Here is a 25,558-nt window from a genome sequence, read left to right on the forward strand (position 1 = left end):
CGTATTGTTTGTTCAATGGGGTAGTAGAGTGTGGGCTTATTAATTTTGCTAGACACTATTTGCTAGACATTATTTGCTAGACATTAAAAACGACTAGATTCTAGATAAAGTTCGCTGGTTTAATCACAGCCAACCCAATAATGCCAATATAAGCGATACTTGCAACAAACACACCTGCCTTTACTTGTGCTGGCTCTACCGAAGCCTTAAAGGCTTTCATACTAGCACTTATTGCGACTAGGAGTAATATAATTTTGGCCATCACCCATTGCAGTGGCGCATTGGTTGATAATAAAGGTAACACCATCATGACGCCAGAAATGACCAATAAAGTATATATAACATGGGTGGCTATTTTGGTCTGCTTGCTGAATCCAGGCGACTGTGACAATGCCAAAGAGGCTTGCCACACGAATAGCGATAGAGTAATGAACACCATAAGTAGGTGAAAGTGTTTCATAAGTTATCCACATCAAGTTGGCTGGCTTGGTATATCCATTTGCACTGCTATACGGGAGGATAAACACAAGGAGCAAGATTGTATCGAATTATGAGACTAAGCGCTTGTCTTATTCGGACTTATTTTGCCCAGCACATAGTGGGCTAGCAGGCACAGTCCCTTTATCCTGAGTCAACTGTTGCCACTCATCTGGTGTATAAGCATGAATTGCCAGCGCATGAATCGTACCACCTTGCGAAGTCATCAATTCATCAACCAACTTATAAATTAATTGATGTCTTGCGACCGCACGTTTACCAGCAAACTGCTCGCTTACCACAGTCAGCTTAAAGTGACTTTCTTTACCTTCAAAATAGCCAGCATGGTTCATCGATTCGTTCACCAGTTCAACATGTTCAGGCATAAGCGCTTGTATTCGCTCAATCACTGCATTATGTACTTGCAAAATTAGTCTCCCAAAAATCACTAAAAACAGTTAATCATCTGTTAAAACAGCAATAAACATAAGCCTATAATAACAGCTAATACCTGCTTTTCTCTAGTATCTGAATGCAACAGAATCCAAGGCAAGTAACCCGAACGTAACGCAAGCCTACCGCTAATGGCAACCTATACCCACTTCCACACCGAATGTAACAATACATTTCAGTAAACAAGTGTAAACTATTTTATTCAAAAATAAAAGCATTCGTCCAAAAAATTATTCGTATTTTCGTATTAACGTTAACGTGACAGGCACGTAAAAAAAAACAGCCAATCGCATTGGCGTTGGCTGTTTGTCCTGTTGTTTGTTTTATTGACTGTCTGGTTGCTTGTCGTGATAGGCTTATTTTTAAATGCTGGCTATCTTCTTGCACTCTGATAAGGCGTTGGCTGTTTGTCCTGTTGTTTGTTTTATTGACTGTCTGGTTGCTTGTCGTGATAGGCTTATTTTTAAATGCTGGCTATCTTCTTGCACTCTGATAATAAGGCATTACACTAGGAATCAAAGACTTGAGTGTATTGATACGAGTTGAGCTGGATGGATGGGTACTCAAGAATTGTGGTGGCGCACCCTGACTGGCCCGACTCATTTTTTCCCATAAGCTAACCGCTGCATTCGGATCATAGCCAGCCTTAGCCATCAATACCAAGCCTATCTTATCTGCCTCAGCTTCTTGCGTACGGCTATGCGGTAAGCTAATGCCTAGATCACTTAGGATAGAAGCAGCTTGTGTCTGACCTTGTGACAGACCAAACACGCTGGCGGCAATACCGAGACCAACCTGAGTTAACTGTTGGCTTGAGGCTCTTTCACGAGAGTGCTCACGAATCGCATGTGCCATTTCGTGACCCATAATGGCCGCAATTTCAGCATCAGTTAACTGTAAACGATCTATAATACCAGTGTAAAACATAATCTTACCACCTGGCAGAACAAAGGCGTTCATCTCATTAGATTTAATGGTATGAACTTCCCATTTCCAATTAAGCGCATCGGCACGATACAAGCCAACTTGTTGGATCAAATTGCGTGAAATGCGATTGAGACGGGCTGTCATCGCAGGGTTGGTATCGAGCTGACCTTTGGCTCTGGCTTCTTGTAGCAGTTGGTTATAGCCTTGAGCAGATGCCTGCATGATTTGCTCATTAGACACCAGCAGTAATTGCTGTCTTTCACTACCAAGCACACCTGAGTTGGTAGTCGAGCTACATCCTGTTAATGCCATAACCGACATTGAAGCGGCTAAGGTACTACGAATTAAAAATCTTTTCATAACTGTCCTCGTTAGTGGCTTGCATCCTTTTTCTTTAATTTGAAATGAAGTTGTTAATATCTAGGGCGTGTCTTACATTCGTGCCATTGCTTTCACATGTGTACATCCCTTATACATGGAACTACATGGATAAAAATACATGAGTAAAAAGCTAAATCTTGAGATTTGGTGTTAAATAACGGCCTAATATGATCACGTTAATACGATGACGTTATCTGCGTTACTTTTCTCGCTTAACTGTGATGTCTGACTGTGATTGGTCTTTTGTTTATCTTTTTATCATTATCCTCAACATGAAGATATAGTCATATAACAGAGGTACGGCGTTAACCACGCTAAGCCTACATTTGTAGTACTTACGCTCGGTTGCCTTGTACCTCAAATATCTGACTGCGACTATACGACCTAGTGTCAATATTTCTAATTAAAACGAATTTTAGCGAATTCTAATGAAGAAAACAGCCTGTTTATTGTAAATAGGGAATGACTTTGTTGCTATTAGTTATCCTTAATGTGCCTGTCATACCAAGCAGACAGTTTGCACTATTATGATAACTGTAATTAAAAATAAAAAACTATAATTAAAACATATAGTTGGATGGGTGTTGCTAGTGAAAATATTGAAAAAAGCGCATGGATTAAAAAAAGGGGTTGACAGAATAAAAATATAATCTATAATAGCCCACCTATCAAGACACATTGTGGTTTTTGTAATTTAAAAAGCCTCTTGATTAATAATCTAACATTAGATTAAGCGGGAATAGCTCAGCTGGTAGAGCACGACCTTGCCAAGGTCGGGGTCGCGAGTTCGAATCTCGTTTCCCGCTCCAAACTTTCTATTGACAGTTGTTTATTTTCAACTATAATGTCAAAAACAGATAGCACAATCTATACCAATGCGGGAATAGCTCAGCTGGTAGAGCACGACCTTGCCAAGGTCGGGGTCGCGAGTTCGAATCTCGTTTCCCGCTCCATATTCTAAATAAGCCTCACACTCTAATTAAGAGTAGTGAGGCTTTTTTTGTGTGTAAAATTAAGGGTTTGGCTTGATATTTCATTAAACTTATAAAGTTTATGTATTCGCTATATTTATAAATCAAATTATAAGGTTTTTGACGGTGCCCATTTGGTGCCCAAAATGTGCCCCTGCCAAAATTCGCTAATTTAATTTTGACCCCAGCCTTCCTATTTTATAGGTTGGAATCAAAGATTTTACGGCGGATTCTCATCAAAAGTGAATTTTCAACTGAAAGGAAGTGGATAGCTCGATGCCAATAACTGAAAACAAAAATATTAGCAACATCAGCATTGACGAGGTCACCCATTTTCTATTAGAGCTGGATGCCTTAAAGCGTGTCAATCGCCGCAGTTATGTCACCCAGACCACAAGGCTTGAGAACTCCGCTGAGCATTCTTGGCATTTGGCAATGGCGTGTTGGTCGATTGCTGAGCTATTTGAGCTAGATATCAATCATGAAAAGCTGCTTAAGCTTGCCTTGGTGCATGATTTGGGTGAAATCGATGCCGGCGACACCTTTTTATATGCCAGCAGTCGCAGTGACGCCCATCTTGGGGAGCGTGAAGGTATTGCCCGTTTGCAAGCAGAGCCAGGCAATGGCATCAAGGATTTGCTTGCGGTGTGGGATGAGCAAGAAACTGGTGACAGTAAAGAGACGCAGTTGTTAAAAGTGGTTGATCGTTTGTTGCCGTTTTTGTTAAACCTAAATACCGATGGCAAAACTTGGCGTGATCATGGCATCAAGCGTTCGCAAGTGGCAGGCATGCACGCCTTTATTGCCGATAGCTTTCCACCAATTCATGACTGGCTGGCCAAACAAATTGATTATGCGACACGGCAAGGTTGGTTAATTGATGAGTAGGGTTAATTGATAAGTGCTAAAGATGAATGTTAAAGAGTGGCGAAACGAACTTTCCTATTAAAGCGAACATGGTTATATATAAATCGAAAGCTTACCAAACGATTTCGATGGGTGTGCCCACCTTCACTGCACTCATGATTTCGTCCATTTCTGCATTGGTGACCGCCATACAGCCGTCTGTCCAGTTGCGCTTTTGAATCACACCAGCCAAGTGCCCGTAGCCATTCATTTGTCCGTGTATCATAATATCACCACCTGGTGAGACGCCACGGGCTTCGGCGTTGGTAATATCGGTATTATTGGGATAGCTAATATGGATAGAGCGATAGGCAATCGAGTTCTCGTTTTTATAATCTAAAATATACTCACCTTCTGGCGTCCGCTCATCGCCTTCTTGCTGTTTGCGGCCTTTTGGTGCGTCGCCAAGCGCAATGTGATAGCTTTTGACCGCTTTACTATCTTGCAATAGATACAGTATTTGTGAAGACTTATCGACATAGACTTTATCTATATGGGCTTGCTCTAGAGTGTATGGGGAGGGCGGAAAGTAGATGTCGTTTGATCTAGTTTGTTGATAAAGCTGGTCGTAATACTGTTGCATCTCATCGAGGTCATTAGGAGGATTAGCGATGATGACAATCACAGCAAGCGCAAATATGATAAAAAATACGGTTTTTAATAAGCCGGTCTTTTGTTGCGGCATCATCAGTTATCCTGTCTTATAAAGTATAAAACAGGATAACGCTTTGATATGTAAGGATAACGTAGAAAGTATGGATTTTAGATGTAAGGGTGTTACATTAAGATTAAGCGTTTGCCACGCCTAACAGCTCGCCCATACGCACCACAGAGCCATGCTGCATGTCCTGTGACCATTCAACACTGGCAGACTCTGGCATTACCACAATGGCGGTGGAGCCCAGATAGAAGCGTCCTAACTCATCGCCTTTTTTTAAGCTAATATTGTGCTCAAGGGTCTCAATCTGCTCGGTACGTTCAATTTTACCAGTCGCCACAGTTTCGATACCAGCAACAATCATGGCGCCGACCAATACCACAGAAGCTTTGCCAAACTCAGTCTCAAATATACAGACCAAACGTTCATTGCGAGCGAACAAGTCTGGCACATTTTCTGCGGTGACATTATTCACTGAAAACAAAGTACCTGGGACATAACGGGTCTTGATCAGTTTGCCATCAAACGGCATGTGTACTCTGTGATAGTTGCTGGGCGCAAGATAGACAGTGGCAAAGCTTCCGCCGTTATAATAACTGCTTTCTTTATTTTCGGTATCAGCAAGCAAATGACTGACTGAATAATAACGGCCTTTTGCCTGTAGTAATTGACCTTGCTCAATCTGCCCAATTTGTGAAACCATGCCATCGGCTGGCGAGACGATACCGTTTGCACTGTCATCAATCGGACGTGCGTTGTCCTCTAGTTCACGGGTAAAAAAGTCATTAAAGCTGGCAAAATCATCTAGATTTTTGCGTGCATATTCATCTAAAGTGATGCCATAGGCTTTAGCAAAAGTATGGACAAAGGCTTTTTTGACAATTGGGTTTTGGCTGCCTGCCAAGCGCCCTGCGGTTTCGCTAAGCTTTTGTTGTGGCACCAGATGCTGTACTGTAGTAAACAGACCGTCACGGGTTAACAGGTGGCTGGCTTGTTTTTTTAGAGCGTCTTTAATCGTATTTTTCATAGTTGCTATCAGTCGTTGGTTGTCTATTTGTGGTTAATTGTGTATGAATAGAAGGGAGTGGTGTCAGGCGTTAGAATCAATAATTATAATTAACCTTTAGTTTAGCACAAACCGAGTTTAACAAAATCAGGAGTCACAACAGAGTATGAAAGCTTTAATTCAGCGTGTCACCAGTGCCAGCGTCAGTGTCGATGCCAACATCGTGGGTGAAATTGAGCACGGCATCCTAGCTTATATCGGTATTGGTCATGACGATGATTTACAAAGCGCTCAAAGAATGATCGACAAAATATTAACCTATCGCATTTTTGATAACGACGCAGGTAAATTGGATAAAAACGTTCAGCAAGTTGCTGGCGGGTTATTATTGGTATCGCAGTTCACCTTAATGGCAAAAACCGATAAAGGACGGCGCCCAGACTTTGGCGGCGCTATGCCGCCAGATGCCGCCAATGCCTTATTTGGGCAATTGGTTGCTTATGCTCAAAGTCAGCATGACAAAGTCGCTACTGGTGAGTTTGGTGCTAATATGTTGGTGCAAGCGGATAATGATGGGCCATTAAATTTTATATTGGAAGTTTGATTTTCAATACGGTATAAGGGATAAGCTAGACTATAACGGATACCATAAGGGCTATTCAGCCCAGTATCGGCATGGTGTCAAATAGGTGTCATCGAATTGTCATAATTATCGGGTGTAATAGAACGGTCATATTTCTATAAAGTGGTTAATATAAGGCAGTGATGAGATGAATACGGATACAATCTTGGTGGTGGAGGATGAGCCGGCTATACGTGAGATGATAGTCACGACTTTGGAGATGGCGGGCTATGAGTGCTTGCAGGCGGAGGAGGTCAGTGAAGCACACGGTCTGGTGGTGGATCATCGACCAGCATTGATTTTGTTGGATTGGATGTTGACGGGGAGTTTGTCGGGGATTGATCTTTGTCGGCGTTTGAAAAAAGATGAGCTGTTGTCAGAGATCCCGATTATTATGCTCACTGCACGTGGGGAAGAAGATAATAAAGTACAGGGGCTGGATGCGGGGGCGGATGATTATATCACTAAGCCCTTTTCGACACGTGAGCTGGTGTCTCGTATTAAGGCGGTGTTACGCCGTAGCAATGCATTATCTGGAGAAAAACCGTTGCAGGCAGAGGGACTGAGCTTAGATCCAGTAAGTCAGAGGGTGTCTGCCGATGGGATTGCGGTTGAGATTGGGCCGACTGAGTATCGTCTATTGGCCTTTTTTATGAGTCATCCTGAGCGTGCTTATACCCGCACTCAGCTGTTAGATCAGGTGTGGGGTGGTAATGTATATGTGGAAGATCGTACTATTGATGTGCATATTCGCCGTTTACGCAAAGTGCTAGAGCCGTATAGCTATGCAGGCTTTATTCAGACGGTTCGAGGTACAGGTTATCGCTTTTCAACCAATGTATAGTAGGTGTAAGATAGAGGGTAAGTGATATGTGAACAGCAGTATTCAAATAGCAATAAAGCTGATATTAAGGTATTAAGAGAACTATATTGAACCTAGATAATAGACATCCTGAAGCACCACGCCAAGAGCGACATACCGCCACGTTATTTTGGACTGATTTTAAGTGGTTGGTATTTATGATTGCGCTGGGTGCTGTGTTTGGGTGGTATGCTGGCTCCATCGAGTGGGGAATTATTATTAGCTTGTTGCTGTATTATGGTTGGCGTTTGTATGCGGTGCAGCAGTTTTATCTTTGGATGAGTCGCTCACTGACGGTACCACCACCTGATTTTTCGGGTAGTTTGACCTTTATGGCCAATCAGTTGTATGAAAGCAAGAAGCAAAAACAAAAAGTAGATCAGCGGATAACTGCTTTGGTTACCAAGATTCGTAGCTCACTCTTGGCGCTGCAAGATGCAGTGATTTTGCTGGATAAAGAAGATAGAATGGATTGGTGGAATCAGTCAGCTGAGACTCTATTGGCATTAAGCTCTGAAGATCAGGGACGCAGCATCTTGCAGGTGATTAATGTACCAGAGTTTCATCAATATTATGTGAGTGCAACTTCGCCTAATGAGGGCATACGTCTGCGCTCGTGGCGCAATTCTGAGCGCTTTTTGCAATGTGAAGTGACCCACTTTGGTCATGAAAAGCTGTTAATTATTTATGATGTCACTCGATTGCAACATTTGGAGAAGATGCGCAAGGACTTTGTGGGCAACGTGTCGCATGAGTTAAGAACACCGTTGACAGTATTAATGGGTTATATAGAAACTTTTTCGGATCAGCCAGATCTGGATCCTAAGTGGCAACGTGGCTTTCAATTGATGACGCAACAGACGAGTAGGATGAATCGTATCATTAATGACTTGTTGCTGTTATCACGACTCGAAAACGAAGAGACTATCCCAGTTGAGTATGTGGATATGCCTCGCTTATTGGTCAATATCTTTGATGATGCACAAGTGTATAACAAGGAGTATGGTCATGTGATTAATTTGCATCTAGACTCTCAAAAAAGTGTCTATGGATCTGAAACTTATTTGCACAGCGCCTTATTAAACCTGGTGACCAATGCCATTAAATATACGCCTAAAGGAGGAGAGGTTAATATTGGTTGGCAAGATAGCAAGGAGGGTTGTTTGTTTTCGGTATCGGATAACGGGATAGGGATTGCGAGAGAGCATATTGAGCGTTTGACTGAGCGTTTTTATCGGGTTGATAGTGGGCGCAGTCGCAATACTGGCGGCACTGGATTGGGCTTAGCCATTGTAAAGCATGTGCTGTATCAGCATCAGGCAACGTTAAGTATTGAGTCAACTGAAGGCAAGGGCTCGACCTTTAATATATTTTTTCCCAGTCAGCGTATTTATACAGAAGACAAAGGCAACGAGGATGATAAGAAGCCCACTTAGCAGACTTATGTTGCTTTAGTTGTAGCGCATCTGAACTATAATAAACCGCTAAGCTATAATAAACCGCTAAGCCATAATAAACCGCTAAGCCATAATAAACCGCTAAACTAACATGCTGTTAATGAAGCAAGCTGTTAATTAAATAAGTAATAGCCAATAAAAAAAGAGCCATTCTGATCATGAATGGCTCTTTTTTTATACAGCTAATAGGGACTATCTATACAACCCCTTAGCCAAATAGCGATTAGTGTTGAACACCACCAGCACCGTGTACGTGGCCATGGCTGATTTCTTCTTCAGTGGCCGGACGTACGTCAACGATTTCAACATCAAAGCTTAGCTTTTTGCCTGCTAGAGGATGATTAGCATCAACAGTAACCGTATCATCAGTGACGTCAGTTACTGTGACCAGCATTACTTGGCCTTCAGCTTCTGACTGAAACTGCATGCCTGGCTGAATATCATCAACGCCTTGGAAGTTTTCGCGAGGTACTTTTTGAACGGCTTGCTCTTGGTATTCGCCATAAGCATCAGCAGGTTCAATAACTGCAGTTAGTGAATCGCCTGCAGACTTGCCTTCTAGTTCTTTTTCAAGACCTGGAATGATGTTGTTGTGGCCGTGAAGATAAGCTAATGGCTCACCTTGTGATTGGTCAATAACGTTGCCATTTTCGTCTTTTAAAATGTAGTTAAAGCGTACAGCAGTATCTTTTGCAATTGTTGTCATAAATATTCCTAATATATAAGGGGTCGATAAGTGAAAAATACAATACAGCAGGGCAGTCTTTTTTGACATGATAAATTGTGTTTATGCCATCAATGCCATACCGCTACTCATTGCCTTGCCTACTAGATTGCGATTGTAGATCAAGTTTTCAAGACTATACTCTCAAATTAATGCGTTAATTGCTAATTTTTTTTACGTTTTTTAGAATTATTAGCCACTCAATTGCTGTGGATGGTTGAAAAGACAGTACATAGCACGCAAATAAAACAAAAGCCCATAACATATGATAAATCGCTAAAGTTTAATTGATAACGAGTATAACAATGACAACGACAACCCTAAACGCCCATTTACATGACAGCACAGAAGCACAAGTCACAGGATCTCCAGAACCGCATTATGTATTAGACTTTTGTCGTTTTAAGCAGCATCTGGTGGATGTGACCTTATATTTTGAGGCCAATCAAGATGCCCCAATCTTGTGGCTACCAGCGTGGATACCAGGCAGCTATTTTATGCGTGAGTTTTCGCGCAATATCACCGCTGTCCATTATCATACGGGTAACAGCCACAACAGCCCTAATTCCAACAAGGCTAATGACTGTCAGCAGCAACACAGTCAAAATGACCAATACAGAGCTATCAAGCTCAGTAAAAATGAATGGCAACTGCCTCAGGTTAAGGCTGGCGAGCAAGTGCAAGTGCAGTACGAAGTCTATTGTTATGACTTATCCGTCCGCAGTGCCTATGTCGATCAGCAGCGCTTATATGGCAACTTTACCTCATTAGCGTTAGCAGTCGCCAGCTTAGAAGATAATCCAGTGGCGGTTACCTTGAGCGTACCCACCAGCTTTTATGACGGGCATGACTCATCACCTGCCCAAGTGAGAATTGCCTGTGGCTTACAGCATACTTATTTATATACAGATAACACGCACCATTACCAGCTACATGCCGAAAACTATCATGAGCTTATAGATTACCCCTTTGAAATTGCACCACAAGATGAGTTTGGCTTTATCGTCCATGACGACAAGCACACTGCCATAGCGCACCGTTTTTATTTGTCTGGCAAACACAATGCCAACTTAGGAAGACTGCAACAAGACGTACAACAAATCTGTCAAACCTATGTCAACTGGCTTGGTGATGCGCCCTTTGGTAGTGATGGCACCTCCATCAGCCAAAAAAATAATGGTTACACCTTTATGACCTATGCCAGTGGCAATGACTATGGTGGTCTTGAGCACATCAACTCTACCAGTTTAGTGACTCCTCGTAGCGACTTGCCGACAGCGCAAGAAGCTGACGAACCAAGTGACAGTTATCAGCGCTTTTTAGGTTTATGTAGCCACGAGTATTTTCATTCATGGTGGGTAAAAACTGTCCGCCCCGATGTGATGATGGATGTCAACTTGCGCCAAGAGGCTTATACCCCACTGCTTTGGGTATTTGAAGGCTTTACCTCTTATATTGATGATTTTATGTTACAAGCGTCCGGCGTGGTCAGTCAGGCAGGCTATCTTAAACTTCTACAAACCCAGATTAATCGCTACACCCAAACCCACGGGCGCAGCTTGCAAAGCGTGGCAGAGTCTAGCTTTGATGCGTGGATTAAGCTGTACCGAGCTGATGAAAATACAGGCAACGCAGGTATCAGTTACTACAACAAAGGGGCTTTAGTCGCCCTTTGTCTGGACTTAACTTTAATGCAACACAGCGCTGGCAAATATCGTTTATTTGACGTGGTCAAAGCCTTTTATCAACTGGCCAAAGCGCAAGGCGAAGCTGGCAACCGTATCCGGATTGGTATGAATGATGATAATTTAGATGAGGTAATCACCCAGTTTATCGATATCGAGCTATGGTACGACTTCAAAGCCCGTTATGTTGATGGCGTAGATGAGCTACCCATTTACAAGCTACTAAAAGCCAATGGCATTGATGTCAAGCCAGATACAAAAGATAACACCTTGCCATGGGGGATAAGTATCACTGAGACCTCAGAAGGACTGAAAGTCAACAAGGTATTACGTGACAGTGTTGCAGCGGAAGCAGGACTTTCTGCCAAAGATGTGATTATCGCCATTGACGGCATCAAAGCAACCAAAAAACAGTTACAAATGGTGGCGGAATCCAACCTTAACTCTATGACTTGTCATGCGTTTCGCCGTGATGAGCTGATGACATTTGAGGTAATGAATAATACCCAGTCAGGCATTAGCGCCAATCCGAGTCTAGAAAAAATCAGCTTGAGTCTGGCAGAGTCAGGTTATGAAGACTGGTTACGCCCAAGCTTTGTTTGCTAATTTTATAAGATATTTAGAAGACAACCTATGACAGCACACCACCCTCTACAAGGGGCATTTTGGATGGTGGCAGCAGGCGCGATGTTTGCCATTATCAACACCACCTTACAATACTTGGGCATCAATTATGGGCTAGGCTCAGGGGCGGCTGTGCTGTTTCAATATGGGATTGCCTTAATCTTATTTTTGCCCATGATGCGCACTGGTGCGATTCGCTCCGCAGTTAGCTCAGACTTTCGACTGTTGCATATTTTGCGGGTTGGGTTTTCTGTGATTGGTATTCAGCTGTGGACTTGGGCGCTGGCGTATCCAGTGCCCATCTGGCAGGGTATTGCACTGCTGATGGTCTCGCCTTTGTTTGCGACCATGGGGTCAGGATTGTTGTTACGTGAGTCGGTGAGTGGTGTGCGCTGGATTGCCACTTTGGTGGGTTTTGTGGGTGCGCTGTTGGTGTTACAGCCTTGGTCGGATGAATTTGTATGGGCGAGTTTATTGCCAGTAGCAGCGGCCTTTTTTTGGGCGAGCGCTTCTTTATTGACCAAGTTTACGGTCAGTCGTGATAGCCCAACCACTATCGTTTTTTACTTATTGGTATTGATGTTGCCCTTTAATTTATTATTCGGGTTACCTACATTTGCCTTACCCACAAACTGGCAGGTCTGGGTGCTATTAATCTTGATAGGAGCGTTGACCACCTGAAGTTGCCGCTTAACGTACTGGCAGGATTTTTGGTATTTGGCTGGGTACCACCTGGCATGTTATGGCTTGGTTCTGCGCTGATTATTGCTTCTGTTGTCTTTGTCACTCATTATGAGCGTCGCCGCAACCCTGTCGAAGTGTTGTGGGAAGAGACGCATAAAGAGAAGTAAGCTAAGTCGCTAATGTATCTGGATCTATGTAAATCTAGCACGATGTCAATCCAGTATCTGGTGGGGATATTGACTTAATCAATGCCCAATTGCCGTAAGCGTTTTTTATTCAAATGCACCCGCACAAACTCACCCACGCCCAAATTACCCAGCTCAAAGCCCGCAACCGACCAGCGGATTAAGCGTAAGCAGGGCAGACCAACATGCGCTGTCATGCGTCGAACTTGACGATTTTTGCCTTCATAAATGGTCAACATCAGCCACGAATCAGGAACATTTTTGCGTTCTCGTATTGGTGGATCACGTTGCCATAACGGCATCGGCAACTCGTCTTCACTTAGATGCTGTACTTCGGCTGGCAGGGTTTTGCCATCTTTTAACATCACACCTTGGCGTAGCTGCTCAAGCTGTGCAGTTGTAGGAATGCCTTCCACTTGTACCAGATAGGTTTTGCCTTGTTTACGGCCATCATTGGCACGTGGTGGGTGGGTAATGGCTTTGTTGACTTGTCCATCACTGGTTAATATTAGCAGACCTTCACTGGTGGCATCGAGTCGGCCGGCAACCCGTAATGATTTGTCACTAAAAAATGTAGATAAGGGCGCAAACTTATTATTCGCATCTTTGCTAAATTGGCTTTGTACACCATAAGGCTTATTAAATAGAACGAGGCTTGGCATAAATGAGTGAACCACTATTAAGATAAGAAGTGACAGGCTTAACTGTCAGTCAAAAGCTAATTAGTCAAAAGTTAATCAATAAAAGACTGATAAATAAAAGCGCCGCCAAAACGGTTGGCGACGCTTTTTTCATGCTAAAACACAGTCATAAACTAAGGCAATCGATAGTGATTGGGCAGTTTAGTTCATGAATTAAAATGACTCGATTGCGTCATTGAAGGTCTTACTTGGGCGCATTACGCTTTCAGCAACCGATTCATCAGCAAGGTAGTAGCCATGTAAATCGACAGGTTTGCCTTGAACCTCAAGTAGCTCTTTCACGATTGCGTCTTCGTTACTTTCAAGAGTTTGTGCTAATGTTGAGAACTTCTCTTTTAGCTCAGCGTCTTGATCTTGAGCGGCAAGCTCTTCTGCCCAGAATTTGGCTAAGTAAAAGTGGCTACCACGGTTATCAAGCTCACCTGTCTTGCGTGAAGGTGACTTGTTTTCTACCAACAGTTTTTCAGTTGCTTTATCTAGTGTATCTGCCAATACTTGGGCTTTTGGATTGTCTTGGGTTTTTGCTAGATGCTCTAAGGAAACTGTCAATGCTAAGAACTCACCTAGTGAGTCCCAACGTAAGTGGTTTTCTTCAAGTAGCTGCTGAACGTGTTTTGGTGCAGAGCCGCCAGCGCCTGTTTCGAACAAACCACCACCTTTCATTAAAGGAACAATCGATAGCATTTTAGCACTGGTACCTAGCTCTAAAATTGGGAATAGGTCGGTTAGGTAATCTCGTAAGATATTACCAGTTGCAGAAATGGTATCTTGACCACGAGCGACACGCTCTAATGTATAACGCATTGCACGAACTTGAGACATAATTTCAATTTTTAAGCCCTCAGTGTCATGATCTTTTAGGTAGGTTTTAACCTTCTTGATAAGCTCATTTTCGTGTGGACGGTATGGGTCTAACCAGAATACAACAGGGGTATTTGACTCACGAGCACGAGTAACGGCAAGTTTTACCCAGTCTTGGATCGGCTCATCTTTTACCTGACACATACGCCAGATATCGCCTTTTTCAACCGCTTGTTCCATTAATACTTCATTTGTATCAACATCAACAATACGAGCTATACCCGCATCGCTTGACTCAAAGGTCTTGTCGTGGGAGCCGTATTCTTCTGCTTTTTGTGCCATCAGACCTACGTTTGGTACCGTACCCATAGTGGTTGGGTCAAAGTTACCATGCCATTTACAGAAGTTAATCATTTCTTGATAAATACGTGCAAACGTCGATTCTGGCATGACGGCTTTACAATCATATAGCTTGCCATCAGCACCCCACATCTTACCACCATTACGGATCATCGCTGGCATTGAGGCATCAACGATCACATCGCTTGGAGAGTGGAAGTTGGTAATACCTTTTGCAGAATCCACCATCGCCAATCCTGGACGGTGTTCTTGACACGCATGTAAGTCGCGTTCAATTTCATCACGAGTTGATTCAGGTAGGGACTTGATTTTGTCATATAAGTCAGCCATACCGTTGTTGACGTTGACACCAAGCTCTTCAAATAGCTTACCGTGTTTTTCAAATGCATCTTTATAGTAAATACGAACGGCGTGACCAAAGACGATGGGGTGTGATACCTTCATCATAGTTGCTTTAACGTGTAATGAGAACAAGATACCGGCTTCACGACAGTCTTCCATTTCACGCTCATAGAATTCAAGCAGTGATTTTTTGCTCATCGACATAAGATCGATGACTTCTTTATCTTGTAACGCAATTTCAGGCTTGAGTACTTGAGTCTCTCCATTGTCAAGCAACAGCTCCATGCGTACTGTACGTGCCTTATCTAAGGTCATTGATTGCTCACCGTGGTAGAAGTCGCCACCATGCATATGTGAGACGTGAGTTCTTGACCATTGTTTCCATTCACCCATTGAATGAGGGTGTTTGCGCGCATAGTTTTTGACTGCTTTTGGTGCACGGCGATCTGAGTTACCCTCACGCAGTACTGGGTTGACCGCACTACCTAGCGCCTTACCATAACGCTTACGTAGCTCAATCTCTTCTTCTGTTTGGGGGTCTTCTGGGAAGTCGGGAAGAGCATAACCTTTGCTTTGTAACTCTTTGATAGCAGCTTTTAATTGTTGAACAGAAGCACTGATATTAGGTAGTTTAATGATATTTGTGTTTGGGTCTTGAGTTAAGCGACCAAGCTCAGCTAGATTGTTAGGAACGCGCTGATCTTCTGTTAAGTAATCTGGAAATTCAGCCAATACACGAGCAGCAACTGAGATATCGCTGGTTTCAACTTCGATATCTGCTGTCTTGGCAAAGGCTTTGACAATTGGTAAAAAGGATAAGGTTGCAAGTGCAGGGGCTTCATCAGTTTTGGTGTAAATAATTTTTGACATTTTTGACATTATAGTTATTCCTCTAGGCTGTAGTGAGATAATAAGACTTAAATGATTTGTATATAGTTCAAGTAATTGTATGTCATAGGCAGTGTCATAATATCCATTGTATGTGACTGACTATTTGTATTTCACTGACTATTTGTATTTCGCTTCTATTTTTCAAGGATAAATTTTCAAGAATAAATTTTTTCATGAATACGTATTCTTGAATCTATCCCTCTATTCTAGCGATTTTTGTTTTGTTTTAAAGTGGGTTTTAAAGTGAACAGTTGTTTTTTAACATAAATCCAACGACTAACATCCTTTTATTTTACAGTATAGTGACGAGTTATTACAGTTTATCCATATAAACTCGAAACATTGTCAGTATTATACTAGGGCGTGTCTTCAATTCGTGCAATGATATTTAAATGGGCTAAACAGAGCTAAATTTTGTCATACAGCGTTAAATAACTAATTAATATAATGATATTATCTGCGTTATCTTTCTCACCTGACTTCGATTTATTTTATTTTTATCACTATTTTTAAAATGAAGACACGCCCTAGCAAACATTGCTATGGGATAAGAGGTACTGCCATCATGTTCGATGTTAGATGGATTTAATTATAAAGTTGAAGTTATAAGTTTGAGCAGTTCCGTTTATTATGATTTATAGTTATATCATCACAGAAGATCTAGGATGGCAGTCGCTGTCACAGTGGCAACCACCAGATACGCCCTTCATGTCATTCGCTTATTGGCAAGCATTGACTGATACTGGCGCAATCGGTGAGGCATCGGGTTGGGTGCCACTTTATATTGTCATTTATCGGTCTCAGCCACAGAATCAGTCACAAATTACGCCAGTTGCAGTGATGCCAGTTTTTATCAAAGAGCACCATCAAGGCGAGTATGTATTTGACCATGTGTGGGCAGAAGCTTATGCTCGCTATGGAGTAGCGTATTATCCACGGCTTGTGACCAGTGTGCCTTATACCCCTGTGAGCGGCCAGCGATTATGGTTGGCTCAAGGGGTGACTTTGAGTACAGAGATATTACAAACTGCAATGGCGGCTATTGATTCGGTGGCGGCGCAAGTGGGTGCTTCAAGTTGGCATGGGTTGTTTGTCGGTGACGAGCAATATAATATCTTTCATAGTGTGTCTCAAACCTTTAACGTGTCTCAAACTTCAGTTGACAATCAACAGTTTGAGCGCCAATCACTTGAGTATCCGTTGTTTGAGCGTGAAGGTTGCCAGTTTTTATGGCAAAACCAAAAGTTAACGGAGTGGGATGCTGCGGGCAAGTCAATACCCTTTAGCAACTTTGATGACTTTTTAATGACACTGACTGCCAAAAAGCGGAAAAATATCCGTGCTGAACGAAAAAAAATAGCCAAACATAACTTAACTTGTCAGATTAAAACTGGTGCAGATATCAATGCCAGTGATTGGGCAGTATTTTATCACTGTTATGCGATGACTTATGCTGTACGTGGTCGCCATCCTTACTTGACGCCAGCGTTTTTTGAGCAAATTGCAAAGAGTATGTCAAAGTGTCTCATGTTGGCACAGGCACTTGACGAAACTGGCGAGGTGGTTGCCAGTAGTTTGTTTTTTTATGATGATCCCAATCGGCCTAATGCTACTTTGTATGGTCGCTATTGGGGTGCATTGGCAGAGTATGATAGTCTGCATTTTGAGCTGTGTTACTATCAAGGCATTGAGTTTGCGATTGCGACAGGCTTGCAGTATTTTGACCCAGGTACACAAGGTGAGCACAAGCTGATTCGAGGTTTTATTCCTCAAAAGACACACTCGTTACACCGTATTTATGATCTGCGTTTTCAACCAGCGATTGCTAAGTTTTGTGAGCAGGATAGGACATATATGCGTCAATATCGTCAGCAGGCACATCGGGCACTGCCATTTAATGTGGATAATATGCCTGAGTTTAACGGCTAATTATTAGGTGTTAATTAGCTGCGATATTTTTTAACAATCTATATTTTTTAACAATCTATACTTTTTAACAGCTCATACTTTTTAACAACCCATACTTTTTAACAACCCATACTTTTTAACAACCCATACTTTTTTTACCAACAAATACTGTGGTCTTTATGATGCCATCGCACACCAACACAGCCTTGCCAGTCGCCGGTATGTATAGCCGAATAGAGGATCTGTTGACGACAGAGGTCGCCGATTCAACACAGTCAAAACAAATTGCTTATTGGCTTACCAGTAATGGCTCATTGACTGCACTACTTGAGCAGCAAGCAGGACAGCGACTAAAGGTTGAGCGTGCTTTTGAAGGCTATCGGCCGTTAACTTTGGCACAAAAAAAGCAGTTGGGTTATCAAGGAACATGCTTAACCCGTCCGATGATGGCGTGGGTGCGAGAGGTGCTATTGTATGGCAATAGTAAGCAACCTTGGGTTGTGGCTAGAAGCCTATTTCCACTGCCTAGCTTACAAGGGGAAGCCAAACGATTACAGAGTTTGCAAAATACACCCATTGGTTATGTATTGTTCAAGCGACAAAATAAGCTGCCTTCCATACGCTACTTTCAGAGTATTAAGTCTCAATCGCAACAAGCACCGATAACAGAAAAAACAACGACAACTGCAACAGTGGATGTGAAATGGTGTCGGCATACCCTATATGACTGGTACCGAAGACCGTTATTAATTAGTGAAACTTTTTTGCCAGATTTTTTTGCATGAAAATAAAATTTTTCTTCAGACCTAATTTGATACTCATCATATGTGGTGAATGTTCAACAGGCTCTTAGCTAAAAAAAGCAAGACCCTAAGCTAAAAAGAGCAATTGGTGAGTTGTTTTTTAGGTTTCGATATTTGAATTTCATGTTACACTTATTGCCTACTGTGCAACGTTGCCGTTTTTCACTGGTATCTCTTATTTTACTGGTATATTTTGTTGGTATGGCTATGGGATACAGTCCAATAAAGTGTTTGGTAGGTAGGGGTTAGGCGGTGTAGCGCTTTTTTATTGTCACTTTTGATATGCCATTATAGGACTCACTATGTTTAAAGATATTAGCATTAAAGATTATGACCCAGACTTGTATCAAGCCATGGTGTCAGAAACCAAGCGTCAAGAAAGCCATATTGAACTGATTGCGTCAGAAAACTACTGCTCACCAGCAGTAATGGAGGCGCAAGGTTCAGATTTGACGAACAAATATGCGGAAGGTTATCCAGGCAAACGCTATTATGGCGGTTGTGAATTTGTCGATATCGTTGAGCAATTGGCCATTGACCGTGCCAAAGAGTTGTTCGGTGCTGAATATGCAAACGTACAGCCACACGCTGGTAGCCAAGCAAACTCAGCGGTATTCTTAGCGCTATTAGAAGCAGGCGATACCGTACTAGGTATGAGCCTTGACGCTGGTGGCCACTTGACTCACGGTGCACACGTCAACTTCTCAGGCATCAATTACAATGCGGTTCAGTATGGTCTGGTTGAAGAAACAGGTCTTATCGACTATGACGAAGTTGAACGTCTTGCCAAAGAGCATAAACCAAAAATGATTATCGCTGGTTTCTCAGCTTATTCGCAAGTGGTCGATTGGCAGCGCTTCCGTGACATCGCAGACAGTGTTGGTGCCTACCTATTTGTCGATATGGCGCACGTAGCAGGTCTAGTCGCTGCTGGTGTCTATCCAAGTCCAGTACCTTTTGCAGATGTGGTAACGACCACCACCCACAAAACGTTACGTGGTCCACGCTCAGGCCTTATATTATCTCGTGATGACAAGCTGGCTAAAAAGCTAAACTCTGCGGTATTCCCAGGCAACCAGGGTGGTCCATTGATGCACGCAATCGCTGCCAAAGCGGTTTGCTTTAAAGAGGCGTTACAGGACGACTTCAAAACTTACCAGCAGCAAGTGGTCAAAAACGCACAAGCGATGGCCAAAGTCATCCAAGAGCGTGGTTATGACATCATCTCTGGCGGTACCGAAAACCATCTCATGCTTATTAGTCTAGTTAAGCAAGAAATGACGGGTAAAGAAGCGGACAAATGGCTGGGCGATGCTGGCATTACTGTTAACAAAAACGCCGTACCAAATGATCCTAAATCACCATTCGTAACTTCTGGTATCCGTATCGGTACACCTGCTATCACCACTCGTGGTTTTAACGAAGCACAATCTGCTGAACTAGCAGGCTGGATCTGTGATGTATTAGACAGCCGTGGCGATGAGCAGGTACTGGCAGATACTCGTGCGAAAGTTGAGAAAATCTGTGCAGAATTGCCAGTATATGAGCGTAATCAGTAGTTCGCTATATTGTTTCTTGTATGCGTTAAACTGCGTAAACGATTGATATAAAAAGACCGCTTAGCTTATGGCTAAGCGGTTTTTTGATTAAAAGGTAAAGATTTATTGGGAGACTTGTGAGTCTACTTTAGCTGCCAATCTTCTGTAATCTCAGTTCCTGCAGCAGTAAATAAATTATGCAGTGGGCAGTATTTTCGTACTTCGTCCTGCATTTTTGCGAACTGCTCTTGAGTCATGTCAGCATCTACCATTACAGATAAGTTTATGTTTTTAAAAGGGTTTCCTGTTTCTGCTACAAACATCACACCACGCATATCAAGGCCAAAGTCTGCATTGATATCTACCGCATTAACGGTGATGTCCATACGCTTAGCCACTAAGCTAACCATAATAGATACACAGCCTGATAATGCAGCGACAGCAGCTTCCACGGGAGATGCGCCTTTGTTAGTACCGCCAAGCTCGGTTGGCTCATCTAAGGTCATGCCCAAGTCACGCATGTCTAAATCGACACGCATCTTACCATCAGAGTGACTGTTGACATTAAACTGTGCTAATTTTGAACTCATGACTTGTTATCCTTTGGCTTATTGTGATTAAGTTAAGTTATCGAATTGATTTAACAGCTGACTTTAACCAGTTTTGTAATGCTTTTTTGTATGGTATCAAAGGTTATCTTGTATTACATAAACGGCAGCTTGGTGAAAATCTGCAATACCGTGGCGTTAACAATATCCACGAAAAATGCACCAACCATAGGTACAATTAAGAAGGCCTTAGGTGATGGCATATAGCGATCAGTTACAGCTTGCATGTTGGCAATGGCGGTCGGTGTGGCACCCATACCAAAACCACAGTGACCCGCTGCCAGTACCGCAGCATCGTAGTCTTTGCCCATAATTTTAGAGGTCACAAAGTAAGCATAGCCGATCATAACTAACGTCTGTACCAATAGGATAATCAAGACAGGACCTGCCAGATCTGCCAATTGCCATAACTTCAGTGACAATAAAGCCATTGCAAGGAATAAGCTTAAAGAGGCGTTACCGATCACATCGATAGCACGGTCAAACATATCAAAATCAAACACCATGGTCAGTACGTTACGAATAATCACACCACCAGCCAGTGCCCAAACGAAAGTCGGTAGCTCAAACCAAGTATCTTTACCCACAATCGTCATCACGTCTGCAAATGCCAAAGCAGCCGCAAATAGTGCAAAGGTTTCAATGGATGAAGACGCCGTAATCAAACGAATGTTGTCTGGTTTTTCAAAGATTTCTTTATTGTCAAAAGCATCTTCTTCTTTGTGCTTGGTGCTATACAAAGACTGTTTGCCCGCGACCTTTTCGACACGGGTTGGGTTTGGGTTTTCAGGCGCAGGCTTAACACCAAGGTTGTTAATTAAGCGGCGAGCGACCGGACCACCGACGATACCACCGGCTACCAGACCATAAGTTGCAACCGCAATACCTAAAGTTGTCGCACCAACCACGCCGTATTGTTCTTCAAGCGTGATACCCCAAGCACCTGCGGTACCATGACCACCGGTTAAGGCGATTGAACCAGTGACCAGACCCAACAATGGATCTAAGCCAAGTGCGCTGGCAAGTGCCACACCGGCCACGTTCTGGACGATGATAAAGCTTGAGACCACTAAGGTGAAGACTATCAGCGGTGTTCCCCCAGCTTTGAGGCGACCGAAGTCAGCACTTAGCCCAATTGAGGCAAAGAACATCAACATACAGGCAGTTTGTAAATCTTGGTGGAAGTTAAAGCTATATCCCCACATTAAGTTGAGCCCATAGACGATAATGGCGGCAACCAGACCACCAGCCACTGGCTCAGGGATGTTAAAGTCTTCTAAAAATTTAATTTTTTTGACCAAAAAGCGACCCATTAACAAGACCAAAGTCGCTAAAATCAGAGTGTAATACCCATTTAAAGTAATTTCCATCAGCGCCTCCTTCATAAAGACAAGGTCTATACTGAGACCTTATACTTGTTTAAAGTTTACTAAAATTATAATTCTATTGAGTGTAAAAAAAGTAGGTTTAGATATTTCGAACGTGGCTATTTTACAGGATAATAACGATTATCAGAAACAAGATAAGGGTAACTTAAAGTAAGCTGGGTTATGCAAATGTAAACTAAAAGTTTGGGGTGATTAAAAGTCCGCTGGTTGCAAGGCTGTGCCTTGGTTGAAATCCATCCCCAGCCCATCCTTTGGCAAAGGAAGGGAGTAAAGCCTAGTGTGAGTTAAGGCTTGGTGGAGGTTGTGGCGTAGGCTGGCGTGGAGGAACGACACCCAGCGAATGTGAGTTGTGCAAGGTATCGCCATTTGCATCCAACACATATTGGAGCCAATCCCGCCATCCGCTCATATCTTGGCTTGCACAGGGGCAGGCGCTACCGGCTAGCGCCATTCCTGCGCCACGAGACTGCCCCTAGCCAAGCGCCTGCAACCCTGTGCTTTACCAAGGATACCCGCTACTGTCGGGGCTAAACCGCATCCCAAGGCCACATTCAAGACACCAATAAAGCACATTTCTTCCGATAAAACGTTGGGTATCGTACCTCGACATCAACAAATCGTGCAAACACAAAAGACCGAAAATCCTTACAATATATGGTGTGTAGGCTGGTGTGGAGGTAACGACACCCAGCGAATGTGGATCGCGCAAGGTTTTTGGCTAGCTACACATTATACTTGCAACCGCCTATTATCCACGCACTTCGCCGTGACCGTATACAATCCACTTTTGTGAGGTAAGGCCGTTTAGACCGACTGGACCACGGGCATGGATTTTATCAGTGGAAATACCAATTTCGGCACCTAAGCCATATTCAAAGCCATCAGCAAAGCGGCTGGAGGCATTAATCATGACACTCGAGGAGTCAACTTCACGGATAAAACGTTGTGATTTGCTGTAATTGTCGGTGATGATGACGTCTGTGTGCTGACTGCCATGAGTATTGATGTGGTCGATGGCGGCATCTAGCCCAGCAATGACTTTGATGGCTAAGATGGGCGCCAGATATTCGGTATCCCAGTCGCTGTCAGTGGCATCACTTAAATGACCAGCAAGTTTGGCATTGTCTTGCAAAATGGCTTTTGCTTCAGCATCTAAGCGCAGTTGCATCGCATCATCAGCATCAATGATGGCTTCAGCAATCTTCGGTAGTAAGTCGTTGGCAACGGCTTTGTCGACCAATAAAGTTTCCATCGTATTACAAGTGCCATAGCGGTGGGTCTTGGCATTGACGCTGACCTTGACTGCAATTTCTGGATCGGCATCGCTGTCAATATAAGTGTGGCAGTTGCCATCTAAGTGCTTGATAACGGGTACTTTGGCATCATTGCTGATGCGCTCAATCAGCCCTTTACCACCACGAGGCACAATGACGTCGACATAATCGGTCAGGGTGATCAGCTCACCAACTGCGGCTCGGTCGGTGGTTTGTAAGACTTGCACTCCGTACGCTGGCAGTCCAGCCTCTTTGAGTCCCTCTAGGATATATTTGGCAATGGCTTGGTTGGATTCAAAGGCTTCTGAGCCACCACGTAAGATAATGGCGTTACCTGATTTTAGCGCAAGTGAGGCGGCTTCAAGCGTTACGTTCGGACGTGATTCGTAAATCATACCAACCACACCTAGTGGCACCCGCATTTTGCCCAGTTGAATGCCAGAGGGGCGGAAGGTCATGTCTGTGACTTCGCCGATTGGATCGGGTAGGGCGGCAACATCTTTTAAGCCTTGTAACATGGCATCAAAGCGGGGATCGGTCAGCTCTAGGCGGTCAAGTAAAGCTGCGTCTAGATTGTTTTGTTTGCCATTATCCATATCGATTTTGTTGGCGGCAAGGATATCTGCTTTGGCGGTGGCTAGCTTGTCATAGATGACAAGTAGGGCGTTGTTTTTTTGCTCAGTGCTGGCAGCGGCTAGCGCACGTGAGGCATCTTTGGCTTGTTTGCCGACTTGTTGCATATAGGCGTGGATGTCTGTTGTCATGGTCTCTCCTGAGGTTGTTTCGATGTTTTAGTGTTCTTAGAGTAGCAGATATTTAAGGTGAGTATAAGGGAGTGCAGACCGCTGTCAATCAGCAAGGATTGGATTTTATTGTATTGGCTGTCTGCTGAACGTTATAATCTTTAACGTATGCGCTTATTTAAATCCAGATATTTAGCAGTTAAAATAAGCCATTTTCGCAAAATAAGCGCCATTTCGGCTCGGTTTGAGCCTAGTGGTTATCAGTTGCGTTAGCAAGTGGTATACTTATTCGTTTATAAATACTGATTTACTGTTAAAATCATTCATTTAGCGCCTATAATATACGCCCACGCGCTTGTATTATTCTATGCGTCTTTGACGTGACTGAGCGTTGTATATATTTTTATATTTGCTGATAACCGTTAGCAACTTATGGCTAGCGACTTAATTTTTACCCTTTCTTTTTAACCTTTTTGGATGCGTGCTACCTTATGCCACACTCTACTCCAGATCGACCCATTGCCCTTGATTTACAAAATATTCACAAAAGCTACGGCTCGCTTGAGGTATTAAAAGGAGTATCGCTCACCGCTTATGATGGCGATGTTATCTCAATTTTGGGGTCATCAGGTTCAGGTAAATCAACTTTATTGCGCTGTATTAATCTGCTTGAAAAACCAAATCAAGGTACCATCACCTTAGGCGGTGAGTCGCTGCAATTGGTGCAGGGTAAGTCAGGTGAGTTGCAGGCAGCCAATCGCGCACAGCTAGAAAGCTTTCGCGCGCGAGTCGGCTTTGTGTTCCAAAACTTCAACCTATGGCCGCACAAAACCATTTTACAAAACATCATTGAAGGCCCAACCCAAGTTTTAAAAATTAGCAAAGAACAGGCAATTAGTGAAGCTGAAGCTTTACTAGAAAAAGTGGGCTTGCTGGACAAAAAAGAAGCCTATCCTGCTAATTTATCTGGCGGCCAACGCCAGCGTGTGGCGATTGCTCGTGCCTTGGCGATGAACCCACAAGTTCTATTATTCGATGAGCCGACTTCAGCACTTGACCCTGAATTGGTCAACGAGGTACTGGCGGTAATGCGTGATTTGGCAGCCGAGGGGCGCACTATGTTGATTGTTACTCATGAAATGCGCTTTGCACGTGATGTCTCAACGCAAGTGGTCTTCTTGCACAAAGGGCGCATTGAAGAGTCGGGCACGCCTGAGCAGGTATTTGACAATCCGACTTCATCACGAGTACGTGAGTTTATGGCCTCACATCGAGCCGATGCTAACCAGCTGCTTTAAGTGTTGATTCTTTAAAGTTATGCGTACAACTTTAAAGTTATGCGTACAACGTAAAAGTAAAAAGAGTTAAGCACACATAGAGCTCAGTGCTCAAGCAGCAGGGTCAATATTCAATCATAACCTATAAAATATTAGGGGCGAGAGTGGCGATATATACGCCACTCTAAGCGCTCCCCTTTATTGTTGCTCAAAAATTATTGCTCAAAAACATTTGTTTTTAGATTAGCCCTCATGTATTATTTTTGTTTATAAAGTTTACACAAATATTATTTTTATATAAG

23 protein-coding genes and 2 tRNA genes are annotated in these 25,558 nt (G+C 43.1%); 13 read left to right on the forward strand and 12 right to left on the reverse strand.

From position 1 onward, the window contains the following. Positions 1–100 precede the first annotated feature (100 nt). The 3 genes from H140_RS0102970 to H140_RS0102980 form a co-directional block, all read right to left on the reverse strand. Positions 101–460 carry a SirB2 family protein gene (locus tag H140_RS0102970; protein ID WP_019672170.1) on the reverse strand — a complete coding sequence of 120 codons (360 nt, stop codon included), beginning with the start codon at positions 458–460 and terminating at the stop codon, positions 101–103. A gap of 109 nt (positions 461–569) precedes the next feature. After that, positions 570–905: a BolA family protein gene (locus tag H140_RS0102975; RefSeq protein WP_019672171.1), complete on the reverse strand. Its 336-nt coding sequence runs from the start codon at positions 903–905 to the stop codon at positions 570–572. Positions 906–1,404: 499 nt separating this feature from the next. Then, positions 1,405–2,217, reverse strand: a complete 813-nt coding sequence (locus H140_RS0102980) for a M48 family metallopeptidase (protein WP_019672172.1) — start codon at positions 2,215–2,217, stop codon at positions 1,405–1,407. Positions 2,218–2,971: 754 nt separating this feature from the next. On the opposite strand from H140_RS0102980, the gene H140_RS0102985 reads away from it, so the two are divergent. From H140_RS0102985 to H140_RS0102995, 3 genes are all read left to right on the forward strand, one after another. Next, positions 2,972–3,047, forward strand: a tRNA-Gly gene (locus tag H140_RS0102985). Positions 3,048–3,115: 68 nt separating this feature from the next. Beyond that, positions 3,116–3,191, forward strand: a tRNA-Gly gene (locus tag H140_RS0102990). A 294-nt stretch (positions 3,192–3,485) separates the two neighbouring features. Beyond that, positions 3,486–4,097 (forward strand): HD domain-containing protein, encoded by a 612-nt coding sequence (locus tag H140_RS0102995; RefSeq protein ID WP_019672173.1) that lies wholly within the window; start codon positions 3,486–3,488, stop codon positions 4,095–4,097. A 91-nt stretch (positions 4,098–4,188) separates the two neighbouring features. Here H140_RS0102995 and H140_RS0103000 read toward each other — a convergent pair whose 3' ends face one another. Both H140_RS0103000 and asd read right to left on the reverse strand, forming a co-directional pair. Next, a complete protein-coding gene (locus H140_RS0103000; protein ID WP_019672174.1) occupies positions 4,189–4,803 on the reverse strand; it encodes a L,D-transpeptidase family protein in 615 nt (204 codons plus the stop codon). A 100-nt stretch (positions 4,804–4,903) separates the two neighbouring features. Then, positions 4,904–5,800, reverse strand: coding sequence for an archaetidylserine decarboxylase (gene asd, locus H140_RS0103005; protein WP_019672175.1), 897 nt, complete (start codon positions 5,798–5,800; stop codon positions 4,904–4,906). 145 nt (positions 5,801–5,945) lie between these two features. On the opposite strand from asd, the gene dtd reads away from it, so the two are divergent. The 3 genes from dtd to phoR all read left to right on the forward strand — a co-directional run bounded on the left by dtd (position 5,946) and on the right by phoR (position 8,699). Then, positions 5,946–6,383 (forward strand): D-aminoacyl-tRNA deacylase, encoded by a 438-nt coding sequence (gene dtd, locus H140_RS0103010; RefSeq protein WP_019672176.1) that lies wholly within the window; start codon positions 5,946–5,948, stop codon positions 6,381–6,383. Positions 6,384–6,549: 166 nt separating this feature from the next. After that, a complete protein-coding gene (gene phoB / locus H140_RS0103015; protein WP_019672177.1) occupies positions 6,550–7,245 on the forward strand; it encodes a phosphate regulon transcriptional regulator PhoB in 696 nt (231 codons plus the stop codon). 86 nt (positions 7,246–7,331) lie between these two features. After that, positions 7,332–8,699: a phosphate regulon sensor histidine kinase PhoR gene (gene phoR / locus H140_RS0103020; RefSeq protein WP_019672178.1), complete on the forward strand. Its 1,368-nt coding sequence runs from the start codon at positions 7,332–7,334 to the stop codon at positions 8,697–8,699. Positions 8,700–8,943: 244 nt separating this feature from the next. Here phoR and H140_RS0103025 read toward each other — a convergent pair whose 3' ends face one another. Beyond that, a complete protein-coding gene (locus H140_RS0103025; protein ID WP_019672179.1) occupies positions 8,944–9,426 on the reverse strand; it encodes an FKBP-type peptidyl-prolyl cis-trans isomerase in 483 nt (160 codons plus the stop codon). Positions 9,427–9,749: 323 nt separating this feature from the next. On the opposite strand from H140_RS0103025, the gene H140_RS13755 reads away from it, so the two are divergent. From H140_RS13755 to H140_RS16110, 3 genes are read left to right on the forward strand one after another with little or no spacing between them, the layout of a single operon-like run. Next, positions 9,750–11,735 (forward strand): M61 family metallopeptidase, encoded by a 1,986-nt coding sequence (locus tag H140_RS13755; RefSeq protein ID WP_019672180.1) that lies wholly within the window; start codon positions 9,750–9,752, stop codon positions 11,733–11,735. Positions 11,736–11,762: 27 nt separating this feature from the next. Then, positions 11,763–12,434, forward strand: coding sequence for a DMT family transporter (locus H140_RS14865; protein WP_201546778.1), 672 nt, complete (start codon positions 11,763–11,765; stop codon positions 12,432–12,434). 2 nt (positions 12,435–12,436) lie between these two features. Further along, positions 12,437–12,604 (forward strand): hypothetical protein, encoded by a 168-nt coding sequence (locus tag H140_RS16110; protein WP_201546780.1) that lies wholly within the window; start codon positions 12,437–12,439, stop codon positions 12,602–12,604. Between the two features lie 74 nt (positions 12,605–12,678). Here H140_RS16110 and H140_RS0103040 read toward each other — a convergent pair whose 3' ends face one another. Continuing rightward, positions 12,679–13,284, reverse strand: a complete 606-nt coding sequence (locus H140_RS0103040) for a pseudouridine synthase (RefSeq protein WP_019672181.1) — start codon at positions 13,282–13,284, stop codon at positions 12,679–12,681. 192 nt (positions 13,285–13,476) lie between these two features. Next, positions 13,477–15,696 carry an NADP-dependent isocitrate dehydrogenase gene (locus H140_RS0103045; RefSeq protein ID WP_026348790.1) on the reverse strand — a complete coding sequence of 740 codons (2,220 nt, stop codon included), beginning with the start codon at positions 15,694–15,696 and terminating at the stop codon, positions 13,477–13,479. Positions 15,697–16,347: 651 nt separating this feature from the next. Between H140_RS0103045 and H140_RS0103050 the strand changes: the two genes are divergently transcribed. The 3 genes from H140_RS0103050 to glyA all read left to right on the forward strand — a co-directional run bounded on the left by H140_RS0103050 (position 16,348) and on the right by glyA (position 19,987). After that, complete coding sequence (locus tag H140_RS0103050) at positions 16,348–17,646, forward strand: GNAT family N-acetyltransferase (protein WP_019672183.1); 1,299 nt, start codon at positions 16,348–16,350, stop codon at positions 17,644–17,646. Positions 17,647–17,846: 200 nt separating this feature from the next. After that, positions 17,847–18,410, forward strand: coding sequence for a chorismate--pyruvate lyase family protein (locus H140_RS0103055; protein ID WP_051086844.1), 564 nt, complete (start codon positions 17,847–17,849; stop codon positions 18,408–18,410). A 320-nt stretch (positions 18,411–18,730) separates the two neighbouring features. Beyond that, complete coding sequence (glyA, locus tag H140_RS0103060; protein WP_019672185.1) at positions 18,731–19,987, forward strand: serine hydroxymethyltransferase; 1,257 nt, start codon at positions 18,731–18,733, stop codon at positions 19,985–19,987. A gap of 122 nt (positions 19,988–20,109) precedes the next feature. Here the strand turns inward: glyA and H140_RS13765 are convergent, their stop codons facing one another. The 4 genes from H140_RS13765 to H140_RS0103075 all read right to left on the reverse strand — a co-directional run bounded on the left by H140_RS13765 (position 20,110) and on the right by H140_RS0103075 (position 24,000). Further along, positions 20,110–20,556, reverse strand: coding sequence for an OsmC family protein (locus H140_RS13765; protein WP_019672186.1), 447 nt, complete (start codon positions 20,554–20,556; stop codon positions 20,110–20,112). Between the two features lie 113 nt (positions 20,557–20,669). Continuing rightward, positions 20,670–21,944 carry a sodium/glutamate symporter gene (locus tag H140_RS0103070; RefSeq protein ID WP_019672187.1) on the reverse strand — a complete coding sequence of 425 codons (1,275 nt, stop codon included), beginning with the start codon at positions 21,942–21,944 and terminating at the stop codon, positions 20,670–20,672. A gap of 292 nt (positions 21,945–22,236) precedes the next feature. Further along, positions 22,237–22,413, reverse strand: a complete 177-nt coding sequence (locus tag H140_RS15775) for a hypothetical protein (RefSeq protein ID WP_156819060.1) — start codon at positions 22,411–22,413, stop codon at positions 22,237–22,239. Positions 22,414–22,710: 297 nt separating this feature from the next. Beyond that, positions 22,711–24,000 carry a glutamate-5-semialdehyde dehydrogenase gene (locus H140_RS0103075; protein WP_019672188.1) on the reverse strand — a complete coding sequence of 430 codons (1,290 nt, stop codon included), beginning with the start codon at positions 23,998–24,000 and terminating at the stop codon, positions 22,711–22,713. A gap of 470 nt (positions 24,001–24,470) precedes the next feature. Here H140_RS0103075 and H140_RS0103080 point away from each other — a divergent pair, with 470 nt between their 5' ends. Continuing rightward, the gene (locus H140_RS0103080) at positions 24,471–25,277 is read left to right on the forward strand and encodes an ABC transporter ATP-binding protein (RefSeq protein ID WP_019672189.1); all 807 of its coding nucleotides are present in this window, start codon (positions 24,471–24,473) and stop codon (positions 25,275–25,277) included. Positions 25,278–25,558: the final 281 nt, after the last annotated feature.

It is taken from the genome of Psychrobacter lutiphocae DSM 21542, assembly GCF_000382145.1.
Lineage (GTDB): Bacteria > Pseudomonadota > Gammaproteobacteria > Pseudomonadales > Moraxellaceae > Psychrobacter > Psychrobacter lutiphocae.

Excerpts from the sequence above, each read along its gene's own strand:
- H140_RS0102970 (WP_019672170.1), bottom strand. The coding sequence starts at position 460 with ATGAAACACTTTCACCTACTTATGGTGTTCATTACTCTATCGCTATTC.
- H140_RS0102980 (WP_019672172.1), bottom strand. The coding sequence starts at position 2,217 with ATGAAAAGATTTTTAATTCGTAGTACCTTAGCCGCTTCAATGTCGGTT.
- H140_RS0102995 (WP_019672173.1), top strand. The coding sequence starts at position 3,486 with ATGCCAATAACTGAAAACAAAAATATTAGCAACATCAGCATTGACGAG.
- H140_RS0103000 (WP_019672174.1), bottom strand. The coding sequence starts at position 4,803 with ATGATGCCGCAACAAAAGACCGGCTTATTAAAAACCGTATTTTTTATC.
- asd (WP_019672175.1), bottom strand. The coding sequence starts at position 5,800 with ATGAAAAATACGATTAAAGACGCTCTAAAAAAACAAGCCAGCCACCTG.
- dtd (WP_019672176.1), top strand. The coding sequence starts at position 5,946 with ATGAAAGCTTTAATTCAGCGTGTCACCAGTGCCAGCGTCAGTGTCGAT.
- phoB (WP_019672177.1), top strand. The coding sequence starts at position 6,550 with ATGAATACGGATACAATCTTGGTGGTGGAGGATGAGCCGGCTATACGT.
- H140_RS0103025 (WP_019672179.1), bottom strand. The coding sequence starts at position 9,426 with ATGACAACAATTGCAAAAGATACTGCTGTACGCTTTAACTACATTTTA.
- H140_RS13755 (WP_019672180.1), top strand. The coding sequence starts at position 9,750 with ATGACAACGACAACCCTAAACGCCCATTTACATGACAGCACAGAAGCA.
- H140_RS14865 (WP_201546778.1), top strand. The coding sequence starts at position 11,763 with ATGACAGCACACCACCCTCTACAAGGGGCATTTTGGATGGTGGCAGCA.
- H140_RS0103040 (WP_019672181.1), bottom strand. The coding sequence starts at position 13,284 with ATGCCAAGCCTCGTTCTATTTAATAAGCCTTATGGTGTACAAAGCCAA.
- H140_RS0103045 (WP_026348790.1), bottom strand. The coding sequence starts at position 15,696 with ATGTCAAAAATTATTTACACCAAAACTGATGAAGCCCCTGCACTTGCA.
- H140_RS0103050 (WP_019672183.1), top strand. The coding sequence starts at position 16,348 with ATGATTTATAGTTATATCATCACAGAAGATCTAGGATGGCAGTCGCTG.
- H140_RS0103055 (WP_051086844.1), top strand. The coding sequence starts at position 17,847 with ATGTATAGCCGAATAGAGGATCTGTTGACGACAGAGGTCGCCGATTCA.
- glyA (WP_019672185.1), top strand. The coding sequence starts at position 18,731 with ATGTTTAAAGATATTAGCATTAAAGATTATGACCCAGACTTGTATCAA.
- H140_RS13765 (WP_019672186.1), bottom strand. The coding sequence starts at position 20,556 with ATGAGTTCAAAATTAGCACAGTTTAATGTCAACAGTCACTCTGATGGT.
- H140_RS0103070 (WP_019672187.1), bottom strand. The coding sequence starts at position 21,944 with ATGGAAATTACTTTAAATGGGTATTACACTCTGATTTTAGCGACTTTG.
- H140_RS15775 (WP_156819060.1), bottom strand. The coding sequence starts at position 22,413 with ATGGCGCTAGCCGGTAGCGCCTGCCCCTGTGCAAGCCAAGATATGAGC.
- H140_RS0103075 (WP_019672188.1), bottom strand. The coding sequence starts at position 24,000 with ATGACAACAGACATCCACGCCTATATGCAACAAGTCGGCAAACAAGCC.
- H140_RS0103080 (WP_019672189.1), top strand. The coding sequence starts at position 24,471 with ATGCCACACTCTACTCCAGATCGACCCATTGCCCTTGATTTACAAAAT.